The organism is Actinotalea sp. (genome assembly GCF_041597215.1).
Taxonomy (GTDB): domain Bacteria; phylum Actinomycetota; class Actinomycetes; order Actinomycetales; family Cellulomonadaceae; genus Actinotalea.
In genome coordinates this window covers 1-5,675 of the sequence record NZ_JBFHHB010000215.1, presented here as the reverse complement: position 1 = coordinate 5,675, position 5,675 = coordinate 1, and the positions used below count along the sequence as shown (strand labels likewise).

The following is a 5,675-nucleotide window of genomic DNA, read 5'->3' as shown; positions in this document are numbered from 1 at the left end:
TCGCGACTCTTAGCGTCCGGATGTGACCTTCGACCGGCCCGGGAGCTCGCGTCTCGACGCGATGCTCTCGGCCGGTCCGGCCGGGAGCGCGGGTGGCCCCGGACGGGCCGAGGATCGCGCACGCCCGTCACGCGCGCCCGACGAGGATGCGCCGGTCGACGCGCCTGCCGTGCTCCTCGCGGGAGCCCGGGCCCGGGCTGCCCGCGCCGAGCTCCTCGCCCTGCGCAGGGACGCGCTCGTCGCCGAGCGCGCACCCCTTCGGGAGGTCCCGCCCGCGCGGCGCTGGGCCCTGTCGCTACGCGCCGGAGCGGCGGGTTCCCTCGTGCTGCTCGCGCTCGCCGGCGCAGTGGCGACCAGCACGGCGTCGCGCGGCCCGCAGGTGCTCGTCTCCACCGGTGAGGCTGCCCGGGTGACGGGCACCTCCGCGGAGGGCGACGCGGGGTCGACCACCGCAGCGCCGACCCAGGAGCTCGTCGTGCACGTGGTCGGCGCCGTACAGGTGCCGGGCGTCGTCGTGCTGGCCCAGGGTGCCCGCGCGGCCGACGCCCTCGCGGCGGCAGGCGGGGCCCTCGCGGAAGCGGACCTCGCGCGCGTCAACCTGGCCCGTCCCGTGCAGGACGGTGAACAGCTCGTGGTGCCGCGGCTCGGGGAGCAGGAACCCGCCGGGGTCGTCGACGGGACCGCGGCAGAGCAGCCCGGTGTGCTCGACCTCAACAGCGCCGACGCGGCTGCGCTGGAGGCCCTGCCGCGGATCGGACCGGTCCTTGCCGAGCGGATCGTGGAGTGGCGCAGGGAGCACGGCAGGTTCTCGAGTGTGGACGAGCTCGCCGAGGTCCCGGGGATCGGCCCCGCCCTGCTCGCCGGACTCGACGGGTTGGTCCGTGTCTGAGCCGGCGCGGGTTCGCCCGCGGGCTCGCGGTCCGCGCGCTCCCGCTGACGGGTCTCTGCGCGGTCCCCGGGGGCCTGCGGACGGAACGCCGCGCGGGCCGCTCGACCTGCGGCTCGTCCCGGCCGCGCTGGTCGCCTGGTGCTGCGCGCTCCTGGCGTCCGGCGCTGCCGGCGACGAGGTCACGGTGGCCGGATCGCCGGAGCAGTTCGACGGAGCGGCTCCGGGCGGCGCCCCTGGAGTCGTGCTCGCGATGGCAGTCCCTCTCCTTGCCGTGTCGTTCGCCCTGGTGGTGCGTCACCGCCCGCGGCGAGGGAGCTCCGCCGGGGGAGCGCTCCTCCTCGCGTCCGCAGCGGGGGTGGCCGTCCTCGCCTCCGCGGGCGCGCACGCGACGGCCGAGGCACGCGGCGGTCTGGATGCTCTGCGCGAGGAACGCGCCGTGGTGCGCGCGGTCGGCGTCCTGCGCACCGATGCCGAGGTCGCTGCGCTGCCGTGGGACGCGAGCTCGTCACGATGCCGCGCCGTCGTCGCGGCGTCGGGCGTGACCGCGCGGGGGACGACGAGGGCGGTGGGCGCGCGGCTCGAGGTCACCGCCCCTGCGCCGTGCCCCGGATGGGTCCGGGGAGCGGTGGTCCGGATCGACGGGCGCCTGGGGGAGACGCCGGTGCAGGGGGTCTCCGGCGCCCTGTCCGCCAGGACGGTGACCGTCCTGCGCCCGGCGGTCGGTGTCGACGCGCTGGTCGCTCGCCTGCGCGGGGGACTGCTCACGGCCTCCGCCGGTCTCGAGCCCCAGGCGAGAGGGCTCGTCCCGGGGATGACCATCGGCGACACCTCGCGAGTCCCTGCCGAGGTCGAGCAGGCGATGCTCGACGTCGGCCTGACGCACCTCACCGCGGTCTCCGGGACCCATGTGGCCGTCGTCGCGATCGTCGTCGGTGCAGGTGCCGCCGCGCTGCGCGCCCCGCGCACCCTGCGCGCCGCGCTGCTCGCGACCGCCGTCGGCGCGTTCGTCCTCCTCGTCCACCCCGAGCCCAGCGTGCTGCGGGCGGCACTCATGGGCATGGTCGGCGTCGCCGGACTCCTCGCCGGACGCGGGTCCAGTGCCCTGCCGGCCCTCGCGGCCGCCGTCGTCGTCCTCCTGGTCGTCGACCCCGCTCTCGCAGTGGCCTACGGCTTTCTGCTCTCCGTCGCCGCGACGGCGGCGATCGTGCTGCTCGCGGGCCCGGCGGCCGCAGCCCTGACCGCCCTCCCGCGGTGGGCCGCGCAGTCCGTCTCCGTGCCCCTCGCAGCGCAGAGCGCCTGCGGCCCGATCCTCGTGCTGCTCGATCCCGCGCTCTCGTCGTGGGCCGTCCCCGCCAACGTCCTGGCCGCACCGGCTGTCCTCCCGGCCACCGTGCTCGGCCTGCTCGCGACAGGTGCCGCACCGCTCTCGCCCACGGCCGCGCAGGTCCTCGCGCACGGGTCGGGGCTGGCCACCGGGTGGATCGCCGGCGTGGCCGTGCGGTGCGCCGCACTCCCGGGGGCGCGGCTCGGGTGGACCGGCGGGTTCCCGGGCGCGGTCGCCCTCGCGGCGCTGACAGCGCTCGGGTGGGTCCTGGTGGCTCGGGCCCTGCGTGCTCGGGCCCTGCGGTCGGCGTCCCGGCAAGGGGCCCGCCGGGCGTGGCCGACCGGGCCGTCGTTCGGGGCGCGCGCGGGACGGCGGGGAGCCGCGCGGACGGGGATCGGGAGGTGGCTGTCGCGTGGCAGGCTTGTCCCGTGCCCCCCGCCTCGCGCAAGCCCTCCGCGTCGACAGTGAGCTGGGACGCCGTCGAACCGGCACCGGTCGTCCTGGTCACCGGGACCGAAGGGCTCCTCGCCGAGCGAGCGGTCGAACGCGTGGTCGCGCGAGCGCGGGAGAACGACCCCGAGGTCGAGGTCTCCAGGATCGAGGGCCCCGGGTACGAGCCGGGGCTCCTGCGCTCGGCCGCGAGCCCCTCCCTGTTCGGCGAGTCGAGCCTCGTCGTGCTCGCGGACCTGCACACGGCGACCGACGCCGCCTTCGCCGACGTCCTCGACTACGTCACCCGGCCCGACCCCGACGTCGTGCTGGTCCTCGTGCACGGGGGCGGCAACCGTGGGAAGAAGGTGCTGGACGCCGTCCGGGCCTCCGGAGCGGTGGTCGTCGTCTGCGACCCGGTGAAGAAGGACACGGACAAGCTCGCCTTCGCCGGCAACGAGCTCAAGGCGGCGCGACGACGGGCTGAGCCCGAGGCCCTGCGCGCGCTCGTGGAGGCCTGCGGAGCCGACCTCCGTGAGCTGACCTCCGCCTGTCGTCAGCTCGTCGCAGACACCTCCGGGGTGATCTCCAGCGAGGTCGTCGCGCGGTACTACGGGGGTCGGGTGGAGGCGAGCGGCTTCCGCGTGGCCGACGCTGCCGTCGAGGGCAAGCCGGGGGAGGCCGTCGCCCTGCTGCGCCATGCCCTCGCGACCGGAACCGATCCGGTCCCCGTCGTGGCCGCGCTCGCCGCGAGGCTGCGGATCCTGGCGAAGGTGGCCGCGGCGCGCGGTCGAGGGATCGGAGCCGCGGAGCTCGGGATGGCACCGTGGCAGTTCGACCGCGCGCGCCGCGAGCTCGGTGGTTGGCGGCCCGAGAGCCTCGCGGCCGCGATCGCCGCCGTCGCGCAGGCGGACGCCGAGGTCAAGGGTGCCGGGCGGGACCCGGTCTTCGCGGTCGAGCGCGCCGTTCTGCGGGTCGCAGAGGCAGCGGCACGACGCTAGCCGCTCCCGGAACGCCGCCGTCGCGCGATGTCCCGCGCTGCATCGTTCCCCCTGCCGTCGCTCCGGCCCGCGCCGTCACAATCCATGTGACCAGGTGATGTCGGCACGATGAACGACTCGGTCCCTGTGATGCATCTCACATCCGCAACTGGGGGGATTGCCCCACTTGATCCCGGTTTTGCGCAGGCAAAGGCAGCGCCGGTGGCTGGTCGCCACGGCCGTCCTCTGTCATAGTAGCCGTGACAGCCCGTTCTGAGGAGATGACATGTTCCGCATCCTGAAGCCCGCCACCGTCGCCGTTCTCACCGTCGCACTCGCCGTCTTCGGCCTTCCGATCTCCGGCTCCGGTGCCACCGTCAGCATCGGCACGGGCTGCTGCAAGCAGTGAGTCTCCCGTCGGTGCCCGACCCTCGGGAGCCGACGGCGAATCACCCGAAAGGCTGTGTCTCGGGGGTGTCATGACAGGCAAGTCACGCGTAGACTTTGCCCTTGTGACTGATCTCTCCGAGCGTCTGCGCGCCGAGCGGCTCCGTGCCGGCCTCTCCCAGACCGCTCTTGCCGGTGACGACTTCTCGCCGAGCTACGTCTCGCTCATCGAGGCGGGCCGACGGACGCCGACCGATGCGGCTCTGGTCGTGCTGGCCGCGCGGCTGGGCACGACGGCCGAGTACCTGCGGTTCGGCGACGACGCCCCGAGCGAGGAGAAGGCGCGGCTCGAGCTCGGGTTCGCTCGTCTCGCCCTGGCCAACGGGTCCGCCGCGGAGGCGAAGTCCCGGCTCCTCGCGCTCGACATCGCCTCGATCTCGCCTCGGCACGCTGCCGAGGCGCGCTTCGCCCTCGCGATGGCGCACGAGGCGCTCGGCGAGATGTCCGAGGCGGTGGCGGTGCTGGAGCCGCTGCTGGCCGAGGCGCGGGCGGCCGGCCGATGGCTCCAGGTCGCCACTCTCGCGACGAACCTGGTCAGCATCTACCACGAGGCCGGTGACCTGGCTCACAGCATCGAGCTCGGCGACGAGATCCTCGCGGCGGTCGAGCCCGTCGGGCTCGCCGGCACGGACGAGTACCTCAGGCTCGCCTCGACGGTCCTGTGGTCCTACTACCAGCGCGGCGACCTGCTGTTCGCGGCGCACCGCGCCTCCGGCCTGGTTGCGATGGCCGAGAAGGACGGCACCCGCCGCGGCCGCGGGAGCGTGTACTGGAACGCCTCGCTCGTGGCGGAGGGGCGCGGAGACTTCGCCGAGGCCCGTCGGCTCACGGAGCGGGCGCTGGCCTACCTCAGCGAGGGCGACCCGAGCCGCGACGTCCCGCGCCTGCGCCTGCACTACGGCTGGCTCCTCCTGAGGTCCAACCCTCCCGAGGCCGAGGCCGCGCTCGTGCAGCTCGGGCTGGCGTCGGAGGGGCTCGTCAACGTCGGCTCGGAGTACGAGATCGCCCGCTGCCGCTACGAGTCGGCCCGCGCGCACCTCGTGCTGGGCGACGTGGCCCTGGCCGAGTCGCTCGCCCGTGAGGGGCTCGCACTCCTGGACGACGGCGCCGGGTTCGACGCCTGCGACGCCCACATCGTGCTGGGCGACTGCCTCGCGGCAGGGGGGCGGCTCCCGGAGGCGCTCGGCGAGTACCGCTGGGCAGCCGACCGGCTGGCGATGCTCTCGGCCGGGCGGCAGTCCGCGTCGGTGTGGCGCTCCCTCGGCGACCGGCTCGCCGAGCTCGGGGACGCGCCGGCCGCGTCCCGCGCCTACGCGACGGCGCTCGACGAGGCAGGGATCCGTCCGACGACGTTCTCGCTCACGACCCGCCAGGCGCTCGCCGTCGGTTTCGAGGAGAGCTTCGACCGCTGAGCGCGGAGGGTCGCACCGAGGTCGGGACCGGCCCGGGAGGTCAGGACGGTCGTCGTCGGTGAGGTCGGCGCGCAGGGGGCGCCGACCTCCCGAGGGGCAGCTCGTCGGGGGATCTCCCGACCAACGGCTCCTCGTGGAGCGCGGGCGGAGCTGTCCCGGCAGGACGACAGGAGGGCGCCTCCCCGTCGGGGGAG

Annotated in this window: 5 protein-coding genes; all 5 read left to right on the top strand. The window is 75.3% G+C overall.

The window, feature by feature from the left end:
• The first annotated feature begins 22 nt into the window (after positions 1 to 22).
• The 5 genes from ABWK99_RS13035 (at position 23) to ABWK99_RS13015 (ending at position 5,481) form a co-directional block, all read left to right on the top strand.
• Entirely contained in the window at positions 23 to 889 is an 867-nt protein-coding gene (locus tag ABWK99_RS13035) for a ComEA family DNA-binding protein (protein WP_372595134.1), read from the top strand.
• Positions 890 to 1,073: 184 nt separating this feature from the next.
• Positions 1,074 to 2,681, top strand: coding sequence for a ComEC/Rec2 family competence protein (locus ABWK99_RS13030; RefSeq protein ID WP_372595133.1), 1,608 nt, complete (start codon positions 1,074 to 1,076; stop codon positions 2,679 to 2,681).
• Complete coding sequence (gene holA, locus ABWK99_RS13025; protein ID WP_372595132.1) at positions 2,642 to 3,643, top strand: DNA polymerase III subunit delta; 1,002 nt, start codon at positions 2,642 to 2,644, stop codon at positions 3,641 to 3,643. Before ABWK99_RS13030 ends, holA begins: the two co-directional genes overlap by 40 nt.
• 265 nt (positions 3,644 to 3,908) lie before the next feature.
• Positions 3,909 to 4,031 (top strand): hypothetical protein, encoded by a 123-nt coding sequence (locus ABWK99_RS13020; protein WP_372595131.1) that lies wholly within the window; start codon positions 3,909 to 3,911, stop codon positions 4,029 to 4,031.
• A 103-nt stretch (positions 4,032 to 4,134) separates the two neighbouring features.
• On the top strand, positions 4,135 to 5,481 hold the full coding sequence (locus tag ABWK99_RS13015) for a helix-turn-helix domain-containing protein (protein ID WP_372595130.1): 1,347 nt from the start codon (positions 4,135 to 4,137) through the stop codon (positions 5,479 to 5,481).
• Positions 5,482 to 5,675 lie beyond the last annotated feature (194 nt).

What these genes read in the sequence shown, in the direction of transcription:
- ABWK99_RS13020 (WP_372595131.1), top strand. Translation starts at nt 3,909, where the DNA reads ATGTTCCGCATCCTGAAGCCCGCCACCGTCGCCGTTCTCACCGTCGCA.